The organism is Nocardia acididurans, assembly GCF_016741815.1.
GTDB classification, from domain to species: domain Bacteria; phylum Actinomycetota; class Actinomycetes; order Mycobacteriales; family Mycobacteriaceae; genus Nocardia; species Nocardia acididurans.
This window is the reverse complement of record NZ_JAERRJ010000004.1, coordinates 185833-206265: the sequence shown is the minus strand read 5'-3', so window position 1 is coordinate 206265 and position 20433 is coordinate 185833. Positions and strand designations below refer to the sequence as shown.

General features: G+C 69.2%; 17 protein-coding genes and 1 riboswitch. Of the genes, 9 read left to right on the top strand and 8 right to left on the bottom strand.

What is annotated here, in order from left to right:
- Positions 1–59 precede the first annotated feature (59 nt).
- Together JK358_RS11720 and JK358_RS11715 are read left to right on the top strand one after the other, a co-directional pair.
- Complete coding sequence (locus JK358_RS11720) at positions 60–3485, top strand: error-prone DNA polymerase (RefSeq protein ID WP_307817469.1); 3426 nt, start codon at positions 60–62, stop codon at positions 3483–3485.
- A 75-nt stretch (positions 3486–3560) separates the two neighbouring features.
- On the top strand, positions 3561–3956 hold the full coding sequence (locus tag JK358_RS11715) for a RidA family protein (RefSeq protein ID WP_201946705.1): 396 nt from the start codon (positions 3561–3563) through the stop codon (positions 3954–3956).
- 37 nt (positions 3957–3993) lie between these two features.
- Here the strand turns inward: JK358_RS11715 and JK358_RS11710 are convergent, their stop codons facing one another.
- Both JK358_RS11710 and JK358_RS11705 read right to left on the bottom strand, forming a co-directional pair.
- The gene (locus tag JK358_RS11710) at positions 3994–4224 is read right to left on the bottom strand and encodes a DUF167 domain-containing protein (protein ID WP_201946702.1); all 231 of its coding nucleotides are present in this window, start codon (positions 4222–4224) and stop codon (positions 3994–3996) included.
- Entirely contained in the window at positions 4221–4697 is a 477-nt protein-coding gene (locus JK358_RS11705; RefSeq protein WP_232851151.1) for a tRNA (cytidine(34)-2'-O)-methyltransferase, read from the bottom strand. Before JK358_RS11705 ends, JK358_RS11710 begins: the two co-directional genes overlap by 4 nt.
- Before the next feature lie 105 nt (positions 4698–4802).
- On the opposite strand from JK358_RS11705, the gene JK358_RS11700 reads away from it, so the two are divergent.
- Entirely contained in the window at positions 4803–5048 is a 246-nt protein-coding gene (locus JK358_RS11700) for a DUF3017 domain-containing protein (RefSeq protein WP_232851212.1), read from the top strand.
- Positions 5049–5062: 14 nt separating this feature from the next.
- On the opposite strand, the gene JK358_RS11695 is transcribed toward JK358_RS11700, so the two are convergent.
- From JK358_RS11695 to JK358_RS11685, 3 genes are all read right to left on the bottom strand, one after another.
- Positions 5063–5224 carry a hypothetical protein gene (locus JK358_RS11695; protein ID WP_201946700.1) on the bottom strand — a complete coding sequence of 54 codons (162 nt, stop codon included), beginning with the start codon at positions 5222–5224 and terminating at the stop codon, positions 5063–5065.
- 167 nt (positions 5225–5391) lie between these two features.
- Positions 5392–6555 (bottom strand): homoserine O-acetyltransferase MetX, encoded by a 1164-nt coding sequence (gene metX, locus JK358_RS11690; RefSeq protein WP_201946698.1) that lies wholly within the window; start codon positions 6553–6555, stop codon positions 5392–5394.
- On the bottom strand, positions 6552–7889 hold the full coding sequence (locus JK358_RS11685) for a bifunctional o-acetylhomoserine/o-acetylserine sulfhydrylase (protein ID WP_201946695.1): 1338 nt from the start codon (positions 7887–7889) through the stop codon (positions 6552–6554). The genes metX and JK358_RS11685 overlap by 4 nt, the downstream gene beginning before the upstream one ends.
- 96 nt (positions 7890–7985) lie before the next feature.
- A riboswitch (SAM riboswitch) is annotated at positions 7986–8096 on the bottom strand.
- 158 nt (positions 8097–8254) lie between these two features.
- On the opposite strand from JK358_RS11685, the gene JK358_RS11680 reads away from it, so the two are divergent.
- Positions 8255–8902: a hypothetical protein gene (locus JK358_RS11680; protein ID WP_201946693.1), complete on the top strand. Its 648-nt coding sequence runs from the start codon at positions 8255–8257 to the stop codon at positions 8900–8902.
- A gap of 135 nt (positions 8903–9037) precedes the next feature.
- Positions 9038–12661, top strand: a complete 3624-nt coding sequence (locus JK358_RS11675) for an ATP-binding protein (protein WP_201946691.1) — start codon at positions 9038–9040, stop codon at positions 12659–12661.
- Positions 12662–12696: 35 nt separating this feature from the next.
- Here the strand turns inward: JK358_RS11675 and JK358_RS11670 are convergent, their stop codons facing one another.
- Complete coding sequence (locus JK358_RS11670) at positions 12697–13341, bottom strand: hemerythrin domain-containing protein (RefSeq protein ID WP_201946689.1); 645 nt, start codon at positions 13339–13341, stop codon at positions 12697–12699.
- A gap of 266 nt (positions 13342–13607) precedes the next feature.
- Between JK358_RS11670 and JK358_RS11665 the strand changes: the two genes are divergently transcribed.
- Complete coding sequence (locus tag JK358_RS11665; protein WP_201946687.1) at positions 13608–14825, top strand: NADP-dependent isocitrate dehydrogenase; 1218 nt, start codon at positions 13608–13610, stop codon at positions 14823–14825.
- Positions 14826–15265: 440 nt separating this feature from the next.
- Positions 15266–16618 carry an FAD-binding oxidoreductase gene (locus JK358_RS11660; protein WP_201946685.1) on the top strand — a complete coding sequence of 451 codons (1353 nt, stop codon included), beginning with the start codon at positions 15266–15268 and terminating at the stop codon, positions 16616–16618.
- 130 nt (positions 16619–16748) lie between these two features.
- On the opposite strand, the gene JK358_RS11655 is transcribed toward JK358_RS11660, so the two are convergent.
- Positions 16749–17096 (bottom strand): DoxX family protein, encoded by a 348-nt coding sequence (locus JK358_RS11655; protein WP_201946683.1) that lies wholly within the window; start codon positions 17094–17096, stop codon positions 16749–16751.
- A gap of 272 nt (positions 17097–17368) precedes the next feature.
- On the opposite strand from JK358_RS11655, the gene JK358_RS11650 reads away from it, so the two are divergent.
- Complete coding sequence (locus JK358_RS11650; RefSeq protein WP_201947276.1) at positions 17369–18511, top strand: MFS transporter; 1143 nt, start codon at positions 17369–17371, stop codon at positions 18509–18511.
- Positions 18512–18656: 145 nt separating this feature from the next.
- On the opposite strand, the gene JK358_RS39945 is transcribed toward JK358_RS11650, so the two are convergent.
- A complete protein-coding gene (locus JK358_RS39945) occupies positions 18657–19604 on the bottom strand; it encodes an SDR family NAD(P)-dependent oxidoreductase (protein WP_201946681.1) in 948 nt (315 codons plus the stop codon).
- 175 nt (positions 19605–19779) lie between these two features.
- On the opposite strand from JK358_RS39945, the gene JK358_RS11640 reads away from it, so the two are divergent.
- Entirely contained in the window at positions 19780–20430 is a 651-nt protein-coding gene (locus JK358_RS11640; RefSeq protein WP_201946679.1) for a TetR/AcrR family transcriptional regulator, read from the top strand.
- Positions 20431–20433: the final 3 nt, after the last annotated feature.

The following is a 20433-nucleotide window of genomic DNA, read 5'->3' as shown; positions in this document are numbered from 1 at the left end:
CGTGTATGGTCCCACCCTATCGAACATGAGTTCGAATCTTGTCGGTGTGAGGAGGTACGGTGGGCTGGGGCCAGGGTCCGCCCTCGTGGGCGGAGATGGAGCGCGTGCTGTCCGGGCGGCCGGGGCGCGTCGAGCCTGAGCATCCCGGTGACGGCAGTGACAGCCCGGCATGGACGCGCACGCGCGGGGAGTATCGGACGGCCCCGGTCGAGCGGCCCGCGGGCCCGGTCGTCCCGTACGCCGAACTGCACGCCCATTCCGCCTACAGCTTCCTCGACGGTGCGAGCCAGCCGGAGGAGATGGTGGAGGAGGCCGTGCGGCTGGGGCTCGAGGCCCTGGCCATCACCGATCACGACGGGTTCTACGGGGTGGTCCGCTTCGCCGAGGCCGCCCGCGAGTGGGGCATGCCGACCATTTTCGGCGCGGAGCTGTCCCTCGGTACGGCCGCGCGCGCCGGGGCGCATCTGGAGCGGCGGGGAGCGCGGCGCACGCCCGCCGCCGAGGGCGGGGTCCGGATGGCCGGGCGGCGGGGCGCCGCACCCATGGGCGGCGCGTGGCCCGAGGCTCCCGATTCCGCGTGGAGCGATTCCGCCCCGCGCACCGGCACACCCGATCCGGTCGGACCGCATCTGCTGGTGCTGGCGCGCGGGCAGGAGGGCTACCGCCGCCTGTCGCGGGAGATGGCGGCGGCGCACATGGTGGCGGGGGAGAAGGGCATTCTGCGCTACGACCTGGATCGGCTCACCGAGGCGGCGGGCGGGCACTGGCATATTCTCACCGGCTGCCGGAAAGGGCATGTGCGGCAAGCCCTGCAGCAGGGTGACGCGGCGGCGGAGGCGGCGCTGCGGGAGCTGGTGGAGCGCTTCGGGCGCGACCGGGTCAGCGTGGAGCTCACCCATCACGGGGTGCCCGAGGACGATGAGCGCAATGCTCGCCTCATCGCCCTGGCCGAGCGTCTCGGACTGCCCGTACTCGCCACCACCGGAGCGCATTTCGCCGCTCCGCCGCAGCGCCGCCGCGCCATGGCGCTGACCGCCATCCGGGCGCGCAGCAGTCTGGACGAGATGGCGGGCTGGCTCGCCCCGACCGGCGGCGCGCACCTGCGCTCGGGGGCGGAGATGGCGCGCCTGTTCGCGGCCTGCCCGGAGGCGGTCGCGAATGCCGTTGCCCTGGGCCGGGATTGCGCCTTCGACCTGAGGCTGATCGCCCCGAAGCTGCCGCCGTTCGACGTGCCGGAGGGATACGACGAGAACTCATGGCTGCGGGAACTCACCTATCAGGGCGCGGCGCGCCGCTACGGTCCGCGCGACGGCAACCCGAAGGCGTACGACCAGCTCGAGCACGAACTGCGAGTGATCGAGCGGCTCGGTTTCCCGGGCTACTTCCTGGTGGTGCACGATATCGTCAGCTTCTGCCGGGACAGCGACATCCTCTGTCAGGGAAGAGGTTCCGCCGCGAACTCGGCGGTCTGCTACGCCATCGGCATCACCAATGTGGACCCGGTGGAGAACAAGCTGCTGTTCGAGCGGTTCCTGTCCCCGGAGCGGGACGGCCCGCCCGATATCGACGTGGATATCGAATCGGATCGCCGCGAGGAGGCGATCCAGCACGTCTACGCCAAGTATGGGCGCGAGTACGCCGCGCAGGTGGCCAATGTGATCACCTACCGCGGCCGCTCCTCGGTCCGCGATGCCGCACGCGCCCTGGGCTTTTCGACCGGCCGGCAGGACGCCTGGAGTAAACAGGTGAGCCGCTGGACCGGCGTCGCGAAGGAGGAGCACACCGATATCCCCGACGACGTCCTCGCCCTCGCCGGCGAATTGGAGGGCCTGCCGCGGCATCTGGGCATCCACTCCGGCGGCATGGTGATCTGCGACCGCCCCATCGCCGATGTATGCCCGACCGAATGGGCGCGCATGCCCGGTCGCAGCGTCCTGCAGTGGGACAAGGATGATTGCGCCTCGGTGGGTTTGGTGAAATTCGACCTGCTCGGCCTCGGCATGCTCTCGGCCCTGCACTACATGATCGACCTGGTGCGCGAGCACAAGGGCGAGACGGTGGAACTGCACACCCTGGATCTGGCCGAACCCGCCGTCTACGACATGCTGTGCCGCGCCGACTCGGTCGGCGTCTTCCAGGTGGAATCCCGCGCCCAGATGGCCACCCTGCCGCGCTTGAAACCGCGCACCTTCTACGACCTGGTGGTCGAGGTCGCGCTCATCCGTCCCGGTCCCATCCAGGGCGGCTCGGTGCACCCCTACATCCGCCGCCGCAACGGGCAGGAGAAGGTCACCTACGACCATGCGGCACTGGAGAATTCGCTGGCGCGCACGCTCGGCATCCCGCTGTTCCAGGAGCAGCTCATGCAGATGGCCGTAGATGTCGCGGGTTTCACGCCCGCCGAGGCCGATCAGCTGCGCCGCGCCATGGGCTCCAAGCGTTCCACGGAGAAGATGGAGCGGCTGCGCGAACGCTTCTACGCCGGTATGCGGGAGTTGCACGGGATCTCCGGCGAGGTGGCGGACCGCATCTACGAGAAGGTGTACGCCTTCGCGAATTTCGGTTTCCCGGAAAGCCATTCGCAGAGTTTCGCGTCGATCGTGTTCTATTCGTCGTGGTTCAAGCTGCATCATCCGGCGGCCTTCTGCGCGGGTCTGCTGCGGGCGCAGCCGATGGGCTTCTACTCCCCGCAGTCGCTGGTGGCCGATGCCCGGCGGCACGGTGTCGCGGTGCACGGCCCGGATATCAACCGCAGTCTGGCCGAGGCGACCCTCGAGGCGAAGGGTACGCAGATCCGGCTCGGGCTGGCCTCGATCCGTCAGCTCGGGGCGGAGCTGGCCGAAAAGATCGTCACCGCAAGGGAATCCGGGCCGTACACGTCGTTCGTGGATCTCACCGGCCGGGTGGAGCTGACCGTCCCGCAGGCCGAGGCGCTGGCCACGGCGGGCGCGCTGGGCAGTCTGGGCATCACGCGCCGCCAGGCGCTGTGGGCCGCCGGAGCCGCCGCTGCCGAACGCGCCGACCGTATTCCGGGCACCGGCGCGGTCACCGCCGCCCCCGTGCTCCCCGGAATGAGTGATCTGGAACTGGCTGCCGCCGACGTCTGGGCGACCGGCATCTCACCCGACAGCTATCCGACCGAATTCCTGCGCGACCGCCTGGCCGCGCTGGGCGTCGTCCCGGCCGCCGGGTTGCTCGACATCCCGGACGGCACCCGGGTTCTGGTGGGCGGCGCGGTCACGCACCGGCAGCGGCCCGCCACCGCGCAGGGCGTCACCTTCCTGAATCTGGAGGACGAGACCGGCATGGTGAACGTGGTCTGCTCGGTGGGCCTGTGGGCGCGCTATCGGCGGCTGGCCCAGTCCGCGCCCGCGCTGCTCATTCGCGGCCGGGTGCAGAACGCGGAGGGTGCGGTCACCGTGGTGGCCGATCACCTGCAGCGATTGGATCTGCGGATCACCGCCCGCTCCCGTGACTTCCGCTGACAGCGAACGCGGGTCACGATCTCGGCCTCCGCGTCGTCGTCCTGATATCGCGTACCGACGAACGAAGGAATCATCGTGGCCATCGAACTGATCAACCCCGCCGAGCTGCACGACCCGACCGGCTTCGGCTACAGCCATATCGCCCGTGTCAGTGGTGAACTGGTCTTCATCGCGGGCCAGTACGACTCCGACGAGAATGGTCACACCACGACCGAGGATTTCGCCGAGCAGGTCGCCAATGCCTTCGCCAATCTCGGAAAGGCTTTGCGCACAGTCGGTCTGGACTACTCCGATGTGGCTCAGCTGCGCACCCACATCGTCGCGCACGATCTGGACAAGCTGACCGTGCTCGGGAAGAAGATCGCCGAGATCTGGGGCGATCAGCCGCCCGCGCAGACTCTTTCGGGTGTGGCCGCGCTGGCGCTGCCGGGCATGCTCTTCGAGGTGGATGCCGTGGCCGTGCGTTCCTGAACGGAAGACGTGCGTTCCTGAACGTGAGCGGCGACGCTCAGTCGTCGATCTCGAAGCGTTTGAACCGGGAGGTGGCTCCCGCGGTGAGGGTGACGGCGGACTTCGGTACGCCGTAGTGCTCGGCCAGCAGCTCGCAGGCGGCTTTGTTGGCCTTGCCCTCCACCGCGGGCGCCCGCACGTACAGCTGCAGGCTGCCGTCGGCGAGGGTCTCGACCAGCGGCCCCTTCTTGCTGCCGGGCTTGATGGTGGCCCGCACGACGGTGGTCACACCGCGCCCGGGAACCCGAGCTGCCGCCAGCCCTCGTACACCGCGACGGCCGCCGCGTTGGACAGGTTCATGGATCGCCGCCCCGGAATCATCGGGATGCGCAGCTGCTCGGTGATGTGCGGATCCGCCAGCACCTCCGCGGGCAGCCCGGTGGGCTCCGGCCCGAACAGCAGCACATCACCCTCGCGATAGGCGATATCGGTGTTGTGTGTGGTGGCGGTGGCGGTGAACGCGTAGACCCGCTCGGGCTGCAACACCTTCCACGCCGCGCCCAGATTCGCGTGCACGGTCACCGAGGCGAGGTCGTGGTAGTCCAGGCCCGCGCGCTTGAGTTTCGGTTCGGACAGGTCGAAGCCGAGGGGTTCGATCAGGTGCAGATGGCATCCGGTACCGGCGGCCAATCGGATGGCATTGCCGGTATTGGGCGGGATGCGCGGTTCGAAGAACACCAGATGGAACACGGGCTCCAGCATCCCATGCGGGGTGTTGCCGTTAAGCTCGGGACCGTGTCTGCCGCCCATGCCGCTCCCGAGAGCCGGAGCAGTCGATTCGGTGCGTTCTGCCGCGACAATCTGCCGATGCTGGTGATCGGGGCCGTGCTGCTGGTGGCGGTGGTGTTCCTGGCGTGGGACAGGTGGCGGCGCGGGACGTATGTCATCGGCGGCGCGACGTTGCTCGGGGCAGCATTCAGGATGATGCTGCCGACCGAGCGGGTGGGTTTGCTGGCTGTGCGCAGTAAGCGCTTCGATGTGGCGTGGATGGCGGTGCTGGGCGGCACGATCATTGCCGTGGCCGCCACGATCAGCACGCTGGGAGTGACGTAACCCGCGGGCTCGGGTTATTTGGTCACCAGGCGTCTGGTGAGATCTCGGCGCAGCACCTCCTGCGATGGCAGGCGGTGTAGAACGCGCAGGATGGCGGGGCGTAGTTCGCGCTTTTCCTCGTCGGAGAGCAGGTCGACGAGATCGCGCAGATCCATGTCATCGAATGCCGCTGTCATGGATTTCATAGTAGAGCCGCAGTGGTTCTGCGTCTCGGAATCGGGGTGCCGGTAACCGAGGCGTCACTGTGGTGAAACCGGAAGTGCGTCAGGATAATTCGGCGGAAACAAGGGCGACTCTGACGACCGTTCGGTCTGGAAGGACCGGACGGTCGGCAGCCGCGGGCTCAGCGCCGCGAAGTCCGCACGGTCCGCGCCAGATCCATGGTCTCGACCATGAGCTTGCCCACCGCCTCGGTCTCGGTCAGGAACCCGTCGTGACCGTCACGCGAACGCACGATCTCCAGGCCCTTGCACCCGGGCAGCAGATCCGCCAGCTCCTGCTGCGTGCGCAGCGGATACAGCCGATCCGAATCCACGCCGCCGACCACGCACGGCACCACCGTCGAGGTCAGCGCGGCCTCGACGCCACCGCGCCCGCGGCCCACGTCGTGCCGGTTCATGGCCTCGGTGAGCAGGACGTAGGTGGCCGGATCGAAGCGTGAGACGAGCTTGTCGGCCTGGTACTCCAGATAGCTCTGCACCGCGTAACGCCCACCGTCCCAAGGGTTCTCCTCACCCTGGGCGTGATTCTCGAAGCGGTGGTCGAGCTCCTGTTCGGTGCGGTAGGTCAGGTGCGCGATGCGCCGCGCCAGGCCCATACCGGTCATCGGCGCGCGATCGCTGCCGTGATAGTTGCCGCCCTGCCAGTCCGGATCGGACTTGATGACGGCGATCTGGGTGGTCTGCGTGCCGATCTGATCGGCCGTGGCGCGCGCGCCGACGGCCAGCACCAGCGCCGCGCCCACCCGCTCGGGCGAGCCGATCATCCATTCGAGCACCCGCATGCCGCCCATGGACCCGCCGACCACCGCGGCCAGCCGGTCGATGCCGAGCAGGTCGAACAGCTTCTCCTCGGCCCGCACCTGATCGCGGATGGTGATCTCGGGAAACCGTGCGCCCCAGGGCTTTCCGTCGGCGGCCAGGGACGCCGGACCGGTGCTGCCCTTACAGCCGCCGAGCACGTTGGTGGCGATGACACACCATTCGCGGGTGTCGATCGGCGCGCCCGGCCCGACCACGCCGTCCCACCAGCCGGCCTGCGCGTGGTGCACGTCGGCGGCGCCGACCACATGCGAATCACCGGTCAGCGCATGCTCGATGAGCACCACATTGTCCGCGTTCGCCGAGAGTTCGCCCCACCGCTGCACGGCCAGCGTCACGTCGGGGATGACGGCGCCGTTCTCCAGCTCGACATCCCCGATCACGATGCTGCCGAGCGTGCCGTCGGACGGCGGAAGCAGAACTTCCGCCGCCGGCCGGGAGGTGCTCGAGTCGATGCTCACGGTCAAAGCGCCGCCGCCGTCAGTCCGGCTCGCAGATCCGCCAGGATGTCGTCGATACCCTCGATGCCCACTGCCAAACGCACCAGACCAGGCGTAACGCCGGACGCGAGCTGCTCGGCGGGCGTCAGCTGCGAGTGGGTGGTGGAGGCCGGGTGGATGACGAGCGAGCGCACATCCCCGATGTTAGCGACATGGCTGTGCAGGCTCAGAGCGTCCACGAACTTCTTGCCCGCGTCCACGCCGCCGGCCAGCTCGAAGGACACGATCGCGCCCACACCCTTGGGTGCCAGTTGTTTGCCGCGCTCATGCCAGGGCGAGCTGGGCAGACCCGCGTAATAGACCGCCTCGACGCCCGGCTGCTGCGTCAGGAACTCCGCCACCGCTTCGGCATTCGCGACATGCCGCTCGACACGCAGGCTCAGCGTCTCGATGCCCTGCGCGATGAGGAAGGCGTTGAACGGCGCGACGGCCGCACCCAGATCGCGCAGCAACTGCACACGCGCCTTGAGCGCGAACGCCGGAGCGCCGAGATCGGCGAATACGGCGCCGTGGTAGCTGGGGTCCGGGGTCGTGAAACCGGGGAAGCGGGACTCGCCCGCCGCGTCGCGCACCGTCCAGTCGAAGGTGCCGCCGTCCACGATCACGCCCGCGACCGCGGAACCGTGGCCGCCCAGGTACTTGGTGGCCGAGTGCACGACGATGTCCGCGCCGTGCTTCAGCGGCTGGATCAGGTACGGCGTGGCGACCGTGTTGTCCACGATCAGCGGGACGCCCGCGGCGTGCGCGACCCCGGCGATACCCGGAATATCCAGGATCGAGCTGCTCGGGTTCGCGACCGTCTCCCCGTAGAAAGCCTTCGTGTTCGGGCGCACCGCGGCCTGCCACTGCGCGAGATCGTCGGGATCCTCGACGAAGCTCACCTCGATGCCCAGCTTCGGCAGCGAGTAGTGCAGCAGGTTGTAGGTGCCGCCGTACAGGTGCGGGCTGGCCACGATGTGGTCCCCGGCCTGCGCCAGGTTCAGGATCGCGTAGGTTTCCGCCGCCTGCCCGGAGGCCAGCAGCAGGGCCGCGACACCGCCCTCGAGAGCGGCGATGCGCTGCTCCACCACGTCCTGGGTGGGGTTCATGATGCGGGTGTAGATATTGCCCGGCTCGGCGAGACCGAACAGCGCGGCGGCGTGGTCGGTGTCGCGGAAGGCGTAGGAAGTGGTCTGGTAGATCGGCAGCGCGCGAGCCCCGGTGGCGGCGTCGGGCGCCTGCCCGGCATGGATCTGCTTGGTCTCGAAGGACCAGCCGGCCGGGTCCGTTTCGGTGTTCGCGGGCGCGGTCGAGTCACTCATGTCCTGCTCCATAAAAACAAGGTCGCCGAATGGCGGAAGTCTGACGTTATCTGAAAGCGGATCGGCTTCGACAACAACACATTTCGGTGACCTCCTACAGTGCGCTTGCGCTCGGCCCTCGAGCGCCCGGTCCTCACCCGGAGCACCCCACCGCAGCTGGAGGGTTGCCGATCAGCTAGCCGGGGCTTGACGCTGATGCTCTTGACCTGTTGCGAGATTCTAACGGGCGGACGCCGCTGTTTCCGAAGTGGGGCCGGACACACTGTCGATGACGGCCAGGAAGGCGTTCATCAGCGAGCGGAGTTCCTGCGGCGTCGCAAGTCGCCCGCAAGTCCAGGTCAACCGCCGTCGCCCACCGTGATGCGGTGACAACACTTGCGACACCTCAGCTCTCAGCCGCCATCACCCGCGACCGGATCCGCCGCGCCTACCTCCTCATTGCCGGAGGGGTGCTCTGGTCGATCGGCAACGCCCTGCACCCCCTGGAGCATTCGGAGGCGGCCGAACAGGCCGCCACCTGGAAAGCGGCCCACCTGACCTTCGCCCTCGGCTCGGTCCTGATCGCCGTGGGCCTGCCGGTGATCTTCGCCGCCCTGCGCGCCACCATCGGTGAATCCGATTGGACAGCGAAACTTCGCGCAGCGGCAGCGCCCCTGCTCTTCATCGGATTCGCGGTCACGGTGCCGATCGGCGCGTACCACGAGATGTTCGTCGTCACCCAGCTCGATCACCACGACCAGCACGCCATAGAGGACGCCGCCGCACCCCTGCTCAATCCGCTCGCGGCCACCCTGCTGCTCGGCCTGATCCTGCTGGCGGTCGCGGCGATCGCCCGCCCCGCCCCGGCCCTGGGCCGCGTATCCGGAATCCTCATCCTGGTCGCGGTCGTCGCCATGGGCGCGGCCCCCGGACTGCCCGGCGCGGAGGGTGTCTGGATCATCCCCGGCACCATCGTGGTCGGAGTCGTCCTCGCCGTCGCAGCCTTCCGCACCACCACTGCCAGCCAGGCGTGAGGCAGCGCTCGGGGCGGAAATCCGGCTCGCTTTCCGCCCGCGCCGCTCGTTGATCATGGGCGGACGACTCGCCGCTTCGCGGTGTCAATCGTTCGTTCCGATACGGAATCGGGTGTCGGGGGCGATATTCGGTGCGTGGTGTTCGTGGATGTGCTCGGCGCGTTTCGCGTCGTGGTGAACGGTGAACAGGCGGTGCTGCGCGGCCCGATGCAGGGGGCGGTGCTGGCGCGGCTGGTGGTGGCGGGCGGCGAGGTCGTTTCCGCCGACCGGTTCATCGACGAGCTGTGGGCCGGTGAGCCGCCGCCCAAGGCGGGAGCCGCTCTCCAGGCGCATATTTCGCATCTGCGGCGCGCTCTGGAGCCCGACCGTCCCCGGCGTGCCCCCGCTCGCGTCCTGATCTCCCAGCCTCCCGGCTACGCCCTCGCCCGCGACGCCGCCACTGTCGACGCCTGGCGTTTCGAGGAGCTGCTGCGCCACGCGGACACCGCCACCGATCCGGCGATCCGGCTCCGCATCCTGGACACGGCCCTGTCCCTCTGGCGCGGCGACGCCTACGCCCCCTATGTCGATACCGCCTGGTCCGCGCCCGAAATCACTAGGCTCACCGAATTGCGCTGGACTGCACTGGAACTCCGCGCCGCCACCGCGCTGCACCTGAACCGTCCCGCAGAGGTGGCCGCCGCCCTCCACCGCCACGTCGAGTCCCATCCCGAACGTGAGGAATCCGTCCGGCTGCTGGCTCTCGCTCAATACCGCCAAGGCCGCCAGCTCGCCGCCCTCGAAACCCTCCGCCGCGTCCGTGCCCACCTCAACACCGAATTCGGCATCGACCCCGGCCCGCCCCTGCGCACCCTCGAATCCGCCATCCTCGCCCACGCCCCGGAACTCGACCACACCCCGCCAGCTCTCGCGCCGCCGATCGCGGTGCAGCCACCCCCGTCCGGTGCCGCCTTTTCGGAGCTAAACGCTGAAACCGATTCTGCGGCAACAGAACCGGCGGCAACGATCCCCGCGGTCCCTGCGGAGGTCGCCGTCGGCTATGCGGCGGAACGGGCGGGCCTGCTCGCGGCGGCGGAAGAGGCGAGGACAGGTCGCAGCCGGGTGGTGTGGATCGACGGCGAAGCCGGGGCCGGGAAGACCACCCTGGTGAGCTCGGCCGCCAGCGCACTCGCGGCGGCGGGGTGGACCGTGGTGGCCGGTCACTGTCCCGAGGTCGACGGCGCTCCAGCCGCCTGGGCCTGGATCGAACTGGCCGAAGGTCTGGCCGACCGCCGCACCCGCCCCGGCGCTCCGGTGACAGACGCCGGGTTCGCCCGTCTCGAAGGCGATTTCGGCACCTCGGCGGTGATTGCGGACGTGTCGGTCGAATCAGCGCGAGACCTGGCCGATTTCGACGTGTCCGCAACGCCTTTCGAGCTGGCGCGCAGTTTTGTCGAGCGTTGCCGGGGGCGCGTGGCGGGCGGTCCGGTGGCGGTGCTGCTGGAGGATGCGCATCGGGCGGACAGTGCCACCCTGCAGGTGTTGCGGCAGGTGGTGGCCTGGTTGGCGGGGGAGCCGGTGTTGTTCGTGGTGACATCACGGGGGTCGGAGGCCGGGAACGAGTTGCAGGCCACCGCGGCGGCGCTGGCCGGGGTGACGGCGTCTCGGTTCGAGCTGAGCGGGCTGGATGCCGAGGCGGTGCGAGCCGTGATGGCCGCCGCTGGAATGCCCGTAATCGACGGGGCGACACTGGCTTTGGTCCGGGATCGGACGGGCGGCAATCCGATGTTCGTGCGGGAGTTGGCGAAACTCGCCGCGGCGGAGGGGGATTTGCTCGCGGTTCCGGTGGGTGTGCGGGAGGTGCTGCGGCGGCGGATCGCCCGCCTGCCCGCCGACGCCGCGCGGATGCTGCGTTTCATGGCGGTCTGGGGAGATGAGGTCGGGTTCGACGATCTGCTCGAACTCGCGGAGGAGAACGAGGACACGCTGGTCGATCTCGTGGACACCGCGGTGGTCGCGGGACTGCTGCGGATCGGCCGCGCGGGCCGGATCCGCTTCGGCCACGCCCTGACCCGTGACGCGGTCTACGACGAGATTCCCGCTCTGCGTCGCGGCCGAATGCATTGGACGGCCCTCCGGGTGGCCGAACGCGGTCCGCACCGCGACCTCGACGCGCTGGCCCACCACGCCATCGCCGGCGCGACGGGCTCCACCGCCGAACAGGCGCTGCGCCACGTCGTGGCGGCGGCCCGGCAGTGCGTCGCGCGCGGCGCCCACTCCGACGCGGTGCCGCTCTGGCGGGCCGCCGTCGACCTGCACGTGCTGGCGGGCCACATCGCCGACCACGGGGACGCCGCGGCGAGCACAGATCGCGCGCGCCCACACGACATGATGGTCGACAGGGCGGTGGGTTCGGATGTGCTGGAGGCGATGTGCTCGCTGACGACGGCGCTCGGCTACGGCGGGAACGACACCTCAGCGCGTGCCGTGCGCCTGCGGGCGCTGGACCTGGCTCATGTGCTCGCGGTGCCGCGGGGTATGCCGGAGGAGTCGGAAAAGCGCACGACTGCCACCGGATTCGCCGCACCGGCCGATGGTGAAACAGGTGCTGGCGGGTTGTCTCCCGGTCATCGCGACAGGGCCTCCGCCGGTGCTGACTCGGTCGTCGACGGGGTGCTCGGGGCTGTCTCCGCCGCGAGCGATCCGGTCGCCTATGTGCTGAGTTCGTGGCGCGCGCCGGTGATCTGGGGTACCCGGGACAAGCGGCTGCCGGACACCAGGATCGTGGAGGCGCTGGCCGCCGCACTCGCCCGGCCGCTGCCCGCGGCGACCCGGGTGCGACTGCTGGTGGCCACGGTGTTCGAGGTCGAGGGCAATGATGATCCGCGTGCCTTCGCGGCTGCCGCGGAAGCGCTGGCTACGGCTCGCACCCTGGATGATCCCGAATTGCTCTGTGCCGCACTGAATGCGCGGGCGTTCCTCGCACTGGGGCCGGATCTGTGGGATGAGCGGGAACCGCTGGCCTCGGAGTTGCTGACGGTGTCGACGGCGGCCGGGTTCGTCGAATACCAGGCGGTGGCTCATTTCCTGCAGTGCCTGATCGCTTGCGGCGCAAGTGATCTGGTGGGTGCGCGGGCAGCCGTGGAGCGGGGTCTGGAGTGCGCGTCGGGCGGGCAGCTGCGGCAGCTGCTGGCGGTGCTGTCGTTGTTCTCGGCGGTGCTGGCCGCGCTGCGGGGTGATCTGGCGACCGCCGAGGCGATCTATGCGCGCTGCAGTGCGGATCTGGTGGCGTCGGGCACCGCCAACGGCGCCGAGCTCATGATCGCGGCCCGGATGATGCTGGGCTGGGCGCGCGGGGATCTGTCACAGCTGGCCGAGCCGATGGGCGCGGTGCACGCGGTGGCCCCGGACGCGCTGGTCTTCGCCTATGTGGTGGCGCTGCTGGACGCTGGGGAAATCGACTGTGCCCGCACGGTTTTCCGGGCGGCGGGCCCGACCCAGCGGGACCACTACTGGTCGGTCATGGCCGTATTCCGGGCACGGGGTGCGGTGCGGCTCGGCGAGATGGACGCGGTGCGTGAGTGCTACGCGGATATGGCTCCCCGATCCGGGACCATGGCGGGCCTGGACACCGGCTCGGTGGTGTACGGCCCGCTGGACGCGGTGCTCGCCGAACTGGCGGATGCCCTGGGCGAGCATGTCGCGGCGGAGCGATACCGGGAATCCGCGGCCGCGGTGTCGGCGCATATCCGTGCGCAACTGGCCGAGCTCGATGCCTGACGGTCGACGGACGATCCTCGGCCGGCTCGCGCCGTTCAGCGGCCCGTGATGAGGCGTTCGCGTTTGCGGAAGCCGCGACCGAAGACGCGCAACAGCACCTTCAGCAGGAATCCGCCCTCGGCGGTGGCGCGTTCCCATTCCTCGGGGGTGCACATGCCGAACATGCGGGGCAGTTCGAAGCTCATCTTCGCCCCGTCGCGGGCCGCCGCCTCCACCCGGCTCCACTGCGCGGCGTCGAGGTGCCGGGTGATGACCGGGAAGACGGTGTTCTCCTCGTCGGCGATATGTTCGGCGAGCATGGCGTGCAGCTGTGACAGGTGGTCCGCGAGTTGCGCCGCGGATTCCGTCGCTCCGCGCACGAAGGCCCGGGTGCGCACGCGGATGGCGTCGAGCAGCGGATCCAGCTGGGCGTGGTCGTCCTCCAGGTCGCGGACGTCGACCGCTCCGGTGCCGCGCAGCAGCGGCCAGAGGACTTGGTCCTCGATGGTGTGGTGATGGTGGATGGAGTCGCACAGCAGATGCAGGTAGTCGCCGATGGCGTCGGCCCGTGCGGGCGGGCAGTCGGTGGTTCCGGTGGCGATGTCGCGCAGCAGGTCGGCGAACCGCGCGGTGTCGGAGATCATGGCGCGGTGGGCGAGGCGCATGCCCAGCAGGTCGGGGGTGGTGGTGTCGATCGGCATGTCCGGAACGGTGCCGGAGGTCACTTGCACCCTACTTGCCGGTAACCAACCGCAGGTCCCGCACAGCGGGGGCGGGGTGCGCGGTGAGGTTGATAGCAGCAGTACGCTTGTCTTGCTTGACGCCACAGCGTACGTGGACCTGGCACCACAGGCCCCGTGCCGCGCGCCATGCGTATACGTTGTCTGTTGAACAGCTGGGGCCCGCTACGAGCGTGTTCACCGGCCGTGCAATGGGAGCACCACCTTCCTAGGAGGACACGCGATCTATGTCCAAGATCAAGGTTGAAGGCACCGTCGTCGAACTCGACGGCGACGAGATGACGCGCATCATCTGGCAGTTCATCAAGGACAAGCTGATCACCCCGTATCTCGATGTGAACCTCGAGTACTACGACCTCGGCATCGAATACCGCGACAAGACCGACGACCAGGTCACGATCGACGCCGCCAACGCCATCAAGAAGCACGGCGTCGGCGTGAAGTGCGCGACGATCACCCCGGACGAGGCTCGCGTCGAGGAATTCGATCTCAAGAAGATGTGGCGGTCGCCGAACGGCACCATCCGCAACATCCTGGGCGGCACGATCTTCCGTGCGCCGATCATCATCTCGAACGTTCCGCGTCTGGTCCCGGGGTGGACCAAGCCGATCATCATCGGCCGCCACGCGTTCGGCGACCAGTACCGCGCCACCGATTTCAAGGTGCATCAGGCCGGTACCGTCACCCTGACCTTCACGCCGGAGGACGGCTCCGAGCCGATCGTCCACGAGGTCGTGAAGATGCCCGAGGACGGCGGCGTCGTCATGGGCATGTACAACTTCCAGGAGTCGATCCGGGACTTCGCGCGGGCCTCGCTCAACTACGGCCTGCAGCAGAACTACCCGGTCTACATGTCGACCAAGAACACCATCCTCAAGGCCTACGACGGCATGTTCAAGGACACCTTCCAGGAGGTGTACGAGACCGAGTTCAAGCAGGAGTTCGACGCCGCCGGGCTCACCTACGAACACCGTCTGATCGACGACATGGTCGCCTCCGCGCTCAAGTGGGAGGGCGGCTACGTCTGGGCCTGCAAGAACTACGACGGTGACGTGCAGTCGGACACGGTCGCGCAGGGCTTCGGCTCGCTGGGCCTGATGACCTCGGTGCTGCTCACCCCGGACGGCCGCACCTGTGAGGCGGAGGCCGCACACGGCACGGTCACCCGCCACTACCGCCAGCACCAGCAGGGCAAGCCCACCTCCACCAACCCGATCGCCTCGATCTTCGCGTGGACCCGTGGCCTGGCGCATCGCGGCAAGCTGGACAACACCCCCGAGGTGATCGGTTTCGCGCAGACCCTCGAGGACATCGTCATCAAGACCGTCGAGTCCGGCCAGATGACCAAGGACCTCGCCCTCCTCGTGGGCGGCGACCAGGGCTACCTGACCACCGAGGAATTCCTCGGCGTGCTGGACGCCAACCTGGCGCGCGAACTGCGCTAGCCGGGGTTCACCCGAAACACCAGGGGGACGGGGCGTTTCGACGCCCACCAGCTCTGCCGCCCGAGCACACGGCTCGGGCCGGGCGAGCACAGCGCTGACGCACGTGAACAGCGCGCCGCGGCGAACGATGGCGGCCGGGACCACCGTCCCGGCCGGAACCATCGCCGCCGCCACATTCCGGGCACCTGCCCTCACCGAATGGTGATGGTGCGGGTGCCCGAACTGTTTTCGCAGGACGGTTGCCACGGGCCGAGATCGCGGGAGTGTCAGTGGGTGGGATTGCCGGCGTGGGGCGTTAACGCGGCGCGGGCTGTGGCCGGATTACCAGGTGGCGTGGCCTGCGGGCCTGCCCGGTATGCCGCGGGTATGCCGAATCCAATAGCGTTGCCGCAAAGTCCGCCGAAAGCGATCGGCGCGGGGGCGGTGCACGAGGAGATGAGATGGGTATCGGTAAGGACCTGCGGCGTGTGGTGCGCGGGCGGGCGGTCGGGCAGGGGGAGGAAGGCTTCGATCATCTGCGGCTGGCCTGGAATCGCGCTGTGGATCAAAAGGTTTCGGCGGTCGTGGAGGTCGCCGACGCGGGCGATGTCGCCGCGGTCGTGAAGTATGCGGCGCAGGCCGGGCTGGCGGTGAGCACGCAGGCCACCGGGCACGGCGCGTCCACCGCCGCGAGCGGGACCATTCTGGTGAAAACCCGTGGGCTGGACGGGGTTCGGGTCGATGCCCCGGCACGGCGGGCCGTGGTCGGCGCGGGCGCGCCGTGGGCGGTCGTGCTGGAGGCGGCGGCCGAGCACGGATTGGCCGGGCCGGTGGGCAGTTCCGATGTGGTGGGCGTTGCCGGATACACGCTGGGCGGCGGCGTGGGCTGGTTCTCGCGCAGTCAGGGCCTGGCCGCGAGTGCGGTGCGCGCCCTGGAGGCGGTCACCGCCGACGGCGAGCAGGTCCGCGTGACAGCCACCGCCGAACCGGAGCTGTTCTGGGCCTTGCGCGGTGGCGGCGGCGGCGATTTCGCCGTGGTGACCGCGCTGGAATTCGAGCTGTTCGAAGCGAATCGGCTGTACGGCGGCCGCATGCTGTGGCCCGCCCGGCAGGCCGGGGCGGTGGTGGACGCCTTCCGCAAGGCCACCGAGGAAGCCCCGGAGAGTCTGAGCCTGTGGTTCGCGGTGGTGCAGTTCCCGCCGTTCCCGCAGCTGCCCGATTTCTTGCGCGGTCAGTCGATGGTGGTGGTCGACGTGGTGTCCGCGGACGGCGTCACCGCGCCGCTGCGCTGGTTCGACGAGATTCCCGGTCGTCTTCTCGACACCCGCCGTGAGCTGGATGCCACGCAGTTGGGCGGCATCTGCATGGAACCCACCACCCCCACGCCGTCCCGTGCCCGCGGTGAACTTCTCACCGACTTCTCCCCGGCCGTCAGCGAGGCCCTGCTGGCCGCGGCGATCCCCGGCGGCACCCCCGCCCCGCTGGCCATGATGCAGGTCCGCCACCTCGGCGGCGCGCTCACCCGCCCCGGTCCGGATGCGGGTGCGGCGGGCGGTATCGCCGAGCCCTACCTGCTGTCTCTGCTGGGGCCGGTGCTCACCCGCGAAATGGGTGCGGTGGTCGAGGCCCGTCAGCAGGCCGTTCTCGCGGCGGTGCGTCCCCACATCACCGGCCGCAAGCCTTACACCTACCTGGACGCCGGTGAATCCTCCTCCGCCGCTTTCGATTCCGAGACCTTGAACCGGCTGCGGGAGATCAAGAACCACTACGACCCGAAGGGCACGCTGCGCGGCAGTTTCCCGATCGAGGAGTGAGAATCTCGCCACGCCGACGGAATTGATCCAGTAGGCAACACGTTTCGGACCGCACCGGTGAAAGACGGTGCGGGCCGATATGTTTCGTCCCCGAGCTGCCGTTCGCCGACTGGATGCCGGCCTTCCCGGCTCAGCGGGCCAACTGCAGGATCAGGGTCGCGGCAGCCGGGACCAGGTAGAGCACGGGGAAGACGGCGGTCCCGTACGAGCGGGCCCGCAGGGTGGTCAGCACCGCGCCCGCGAAGTACAGGATCAGTCCGACAGCGGCCGCGACGCCGACCGCCGGAATCAGGAATCCGGCGATCAGCCCGAGGGCTCCGGCCGACTTGGCCAGCGCCAGCCAGGTCCACCAGGTCTGCGGAACGCCGTACTGCTGCAGGGGCTCCACGACGAACTCGCTCCTGTTGAACAGCGAGAATCCCGAGAATCCGATCCAGAGGGCGGCGACGACACCGACGATGTGATAGGCGATGTTCATTGGATTCGTTTCCTTTCACCGAGTTTCGGACCGTGTCCGTTGGGCTCGATGAATGGACGAAGCGCGGCCCGCGACTGTGACATGTGAACCGGATCACCCATGCTGTGGGCTGCGGTTCGTTTGCTGGTGAGGGAACTCACCCGTCGTGGGTTTGCGGCGAGTTGGCGGGCGTGTTGGGCTGGATTGTGGCCGATTCTCGTTCCAGTTCCGCGTTGTCCCCGGCGCCCGTTGATGCGCCCGTCGAGGAGCGCCGGAACTGGCATGTGCCCGCGATGCTGGCGCTCGCGCTCGGCGGTTTCGGCATCGGCACCACGGAATTCGTCACCATGGGTTTGCTGCCCGAGATCTCACGAAGTCTCGGCATCTCCGAACCGACTGCGGGCCATGCGGTTTCGGCCTACGCGCTGGGTGTCGTGGTGGGTGCGCCGATCATCGCCGCGCTGTGCGCGCGGGTCCCGCGCAAGCGGTTGCTGGTCGCCCTCATGGTGGCGTTCACCGTGGGTAACGCGGCCACCGTCTTCGCTCCGACGTACCTCACGCTGGTCCTGGCGCGTTTCCTGACGGGCCTCCCGCACGGCGCCTACTTCGGCGTGGCCTCCCTGGCGGCGGCCACGCTGGCCCCGGTGGGCCAGCGAGCCAAGGCGATTGCTGCCGTTATGCTGGGCCTGAGCGCCGCCAACGTTGTCGGCGTTCCCGCGGCCACCTGGCTCGGCCAGCACTTCGGCTGGCGCGAGGCCTACATCGTGGTCGCCGTGATCGGCCTGGCCACCGTCGCCGCCCTGATCCGATTCGTCCCCGAACTCACCGGCATCCGCATCACCGACCCCCGCACCGAACTGGGCGCCCTGCGCCGCTCCCAGGTCCTGCTCACCCTCCTGGTCGGCGCGGTCGGCTTCGGCGGCATGTTCGCCGTCTACACCTACATCACCACCACCCTCACCGACGTAGCGGGCATGCGCGTCGTCTTCGTCCCCATAGTCCTGTCCCTCTTCGGCCTGGGCATGGTCGCGGGCAACATCATCGGCGGCATCCTCACCGACCGCGGCGTAGACCGCGCCGTCTACGCCGCCCTCCTGTCGATGGTCGTAATCCTGGCGGCATTCATAGCCATGGCCCACAACCCCTTCACGGCCGGCCTCGGCGCATTCCTCGTCGGCGCCTCCGGCGCAGCCCTCGGCCCCGCCCTGCAAACCCGTCTCATGGACGTGGCCCACGACGCCCAAACCCTCGCCGCGGCCCTCAACCACGCGGCCCTGAACATCGCCAACGCCGCAGGCGCCTGGCTGGGCGGCCTGGTCATCGCCGCCGGCCTCGGCTACACGGCCCCCGCCGTGGTCGGCACCGGCCTGGCGGTCCTGGGCGTCCTGCTGTTCACGGTGACGGTCACGCTGGCCCGCCGCACCGAATCACACTGAGCGGCAGCCGGATCCGCTCGCCTGCGCGCTCGGCCGTCCACCCGCCCGGGTACACGGGCGACGGTCCGGCTACGCGCTTGCGCGTCGGAGCGCATCAGGGCGAGCAGCGGTATTCGGCTCCATCGTCCGGTGGCGGGCGCGGTGGTCAGTCGGGTAGGCCGGCCAGTTTGGCGCTGTCGGTCCAGAGGGCTTGGGAGAGTTCGTCTTTGCCGGCCTGGGGGGAGAGGGCGGGCCAGGTGAGGGTGCCTCGGCGGAGGGCGGCGTAGAGGTGGCGGTCGGGTGGGGTGAGGTGGCCGAGGGCGAGGGCGGCGAGGGTGGTTCCGGCTTCGGCGCGGGTGTTGAAGTTGGGGTTCACCAGGCGGAGGGGGCGGCCGAGGGGGGTGCCGAGGAGTCGCCAGGCGGTGCGGAGGGGCAGGGAGAGGTTGTGGGCCAGGCCGGTTCCGAAGACCTGGCCGGGGCAGAAGGCGATGGCGGTGAGGAGGTGGGGGTGGGTGTGGCGGGGGTCGGAGAGGGCTCGGGCGGTGAGGACCGCGCAGAGTTTGGAGGCGGTGTAGGCGTGTTCGCCTGCCTTCTTGGGGCGGGGGTCGAGGGCGGGGTCCTGGTCGGGGTGGGCCAGCAGGTGGGCGTCGGCGTGGCGGGGGGTGGCCAGGGGGGAGCCGGTGGCGGGGTCATGGGTGCCGCTGGTGGTGAGGATGACGGTGGCGGTGTCGGAAAGGTGGGGGAGGAGCAGGCGGGCGAGGAGGTAGTGGGCGAGGTGGTTGACGGCGAAGGTGGTTTCGTAGCCGTCGGGGGTGCGGGCGGTGGTGTCGGGGCGGATGATGCCCGCGTTGAGGATCAGGGCGTCGATCGGGGTGTCGCTCAGGCGATCTCGTACGGAGGCCGCGAAGGAGTGGACCGATTCCAGGCTGGTGAGGTCGAGGGGCAGGCGCTCGACGGCCGCGGCTGGGTTAGGCGTGGCTGGTATCCGGGATTCGGTTGCGGCCGTGCGGGTTCGGGCGCCGAGCAGCAGCCGGGTGGTGGGGGATGTGGCGAGGCGTTCGGCGGCTGTCGCGCCGAATCCTGAAGTGCCGCCGGTCATCACGATGGTGGTCATGGTTGCCGCCTAGGGCAGGGGGAGCGGTATGGATTCGAATGTAGTCCGATGGCGGGGGGATTCCAGGGGTGCGGACGAATGGGCAGGAATTGTGGACGGCGGGGTGGGCGGGCCCGTGGCCGGGCTGCGGCGGCAGGTTACGTTCAGATCTGCATGTAAGTGTAGAATCCACCGCATGACCAGGTCCGCAGATGCCAAACCGCAGCGCCGCACGCAGGAGCAGCGCAGCACCGAGATGCGGGTCCGGCTGCTCGACGCGACCATCGACTGCCTGGTCGAATACGGGTACACCGGCACGACCACGCCGCGGGTGGCCGAGCGGGCGGGGGTGACCCGGGGCGCGCAGGTCCATCATTTCGGATCGAAGACCGATCTGGTGGTGGCGGCCATCAATCATCTGGCGCAGCGGCGGACCGAGGCGGCCCTGGCTGAGATGGGCAAGGTCCGGGCCGATGTCGCGCAGGATCCGGTCGGGGTGGTGCTGGACTACCTGTGGGAGCTACATCAGGGTCCGCTGTTCATCGCGGTCGCGGAGCTGTGGATCGCCGGGCGGACGGATCCGGTGCTGGCGGCGGAGATGCAGAAGGTCGAGCCGTTCGTGAACAACGCGTTGTTCATGGCGCTGGCCCGGTTCGTACCGGATGAGGTGCACCGCAAGGACGCTCGCGATTTCCTGTACACCGCCATGGACGTGCTGCGCGGAATCCTGGTGTCCAACTTCATCTATCCGGATTCCGAGCGGGCGCTGCGGCGCTGGCGGCGTGCCTCCGCGCAACTGCGAGAGGTCGCCCAGACCAAGCTGGGCGACCTCCGGATCAGTGACTAGAAC

Coding starts and splice junctions, on each gene's coding strand:
- JK358_RS11705 (WP_232851151.1), bottom strand. CDS start 4,697: ATGCTGGAGCCCGTGTTCCATCTGGTGTTCTTCGAACCGCGCATCCCG.
- JK358_RS11700 (WP_232851212.1), top strand. CDS start 4,803: ATGCTGGTGATCGGGGCCGTGCTGCTGGTGGCGGTGGTGTTCCTGGCG.
- JK358_RS11695 (WP_201946700.1), bottom strand. CDS start 5,224: ATGACAGCGGCATTCGATGACATGGATCTGCGCGATCTCGTCGACCTG.
- JK358_RS11685 (WP_201946695.1), bottom strand. CDS start 7,889: ATGAGTGACTCGACCGCGCCCGCGAACACCGAAACGGACCCGGCCGGC.
- JK358_RS11670 (WP_201946689.1), bottom strand. CDS start 13,341: ATGCCGATCGACACCACCACCCCCGACCTGCTGGGCATGCGCCTCGCC.
- JK358_RS11665 (WP_201946687.1), top strand. CDS start 13,608: ATGTCCAAGATCAAGGTTGAAGGCACCGTCGTCGAACTCGACGGCGAC.
- JK358_RS11660 (WP_201946685.1), top strand. CDS start 15,266: ATGGGTATCGGTAAGGACCTGCGGCGTGTGGTGCGCGGGCGGGCGGTC.
- JK358_RS11655 (WP_201946683.1), bottom strand. CDS start 17,096: ATGAACATCGCCTATCACATCGTCGGTGTCGTCGCCGCCCTCTGGATC.
- JK358_RS11650 (WP_201947276.1), top strand. CDS start 17,369: ATGCTGGCGCTCGCGCTCGGCGGTTTCGGCATCGGCACCACGGAATTC.
- JK358_RS39945 (WP_201946681.1), bottom strand. CDS start 19,604: ATGACCACCATCGTGATGACCGGCGGCACTTCAGGATTCGGCGCGACA.
- JK358_RS11640 (WP_201946679.1), top strand. CDS start 19,780: ATGACCAGGTCCGCAGATGCCAAACCGCAGCGCCGCACGCAGGAGCAG.